The 1,448-nt window shown below is 29.8% G+C and carries 1 protein-coding gene; it reads left to right on the forward strand.

Annotated features, from left to right (window positions below; genetic code table 11):
- A partial coding sequence (locus B0A57_RS05170; RefSeq protein WP_207758880.1) for a hypothetical protein occupies positions 1 to 1,216 on the forward strand: 1,216 nt, incomplete at its 5' end.
- Positions 1,217 to 1,448: the final 232 nt, after the last annotated feature.

Here is a 1,448-nt window from a genome sequence, read left to right on the forward strand (position 1 = left end):
TGCTACAACTTTAAATAATAAGTTAACCGTAACTAATAATGCAAATACACACTTAACAGGTGAATTAGTGGTTGATAATAATGCGCTATTTAATAAAAAAGTAAATATTAAAGATCAAGTTACAATACATGCGGCGTTACCTTTTGATAGTGATAATTACAATAATTACCCTTTACGCGTAGAAGGTAGTGGGCAAGGTATTGCTATTAAATTAGAATCTGACTTACCTAATAATGATAATAATTTCATTACTTTTTATGATAGTAAGGGTAAAGCAATTGGTAATATTGAAGGGCAAACTGCAGCAGAAGTTGCAAGTGATCCGCAATATATTTATGATATTTCAATTTTAACTGCCGAATTAGCTGTTGCTGGAGCATCTATTGGTTTAGCGGCTATTCCAATTGCTTCTGCTGGAGTGGGTGTTGTTGTAGGTTCAGATATTGGGCAAATTGCTATTGCAACGGCCGATTTTGCAATGGTTACCGCAAATGCAGCAGCATATAATGCATTCGCATATTCTAATTTAGGGGTAACATACTCTTCTGGTTCTGCGGATTACGCAGAGTGGTTAGAAAAAACGAATACTAAAGAGGTTTTTTCACCAGGTGATATTGTAGGTATTAAAAACGGAAAGATCACTAAAAACACTACTAATGCCGAACAAATTTTAGCTATTTCAACTAAACCAGCTATCTTAGGTAATGTACCAGATGAAAATGTAAAAGAAAACTTCGAAAAAGTTGCTTTTATGGGACAAATTCCAATTAAAATAAAAGGTGAATCTAAATTAGGAAACTATATAATTGCATCAGGCAAAAACGATGGTTATGGGTATAGTATTTCGCCAGAAAACATTAACCCATTGCATTATAAAAATATTATTGGTATTGCTTGGTCTAATGTTTTAATTAATAAATATGGAGAAAAATTTGTAAATACTTCTATTGGTATTACTACAAAAATAATGTCTGAACTTGCAGAAAAACACGAAGAGCGAATTACTAATTTAGAAAATAGATTTGCAAAACTTGAAGGGAAATTAAATTTATCAGAAAATACCGAAGAAACAAATAAAATTGATAAAACACTAATTGATGAAAATTTTGATAGGGATGTTCTAAAAGCAATTGAAAAAGTAGAAAAAGAATATAATTTAAAATTAGATAATCCTTATATGTCTATAATTAAAAAAAATATATTAAAAAAGAAATAGTTTATTTATAAATAAGTGCAAAAAAAACTCTCAATTTCTGAGTGCACTAAAAACATAGGCTATTTTAATTAGCCTATGTTTTCAGACAACTCATAAAAAACTAAATTCTTAAATAGCCCCTATAAAATAAAAATCCTGTTATTGCGATTCTGAAATTCTAATTTGAGAAACTGCTTTTGCTCGCAATGACAGATTGGAATGATAGCGGAAACGTAATACCATTTAAAGTTTA

This window comes from Flavobacterium psychrophilum DSM 3660 = ATCC 49418 (assembly GCF_002217405.1).
Taxonomy (GTDB): Bacteria; Bacteroidota; Bacteroidia; order Flavobacteriales; family Flavobacteriaceae; genus Flavobacterium; species Flavobacterium psychrophilum.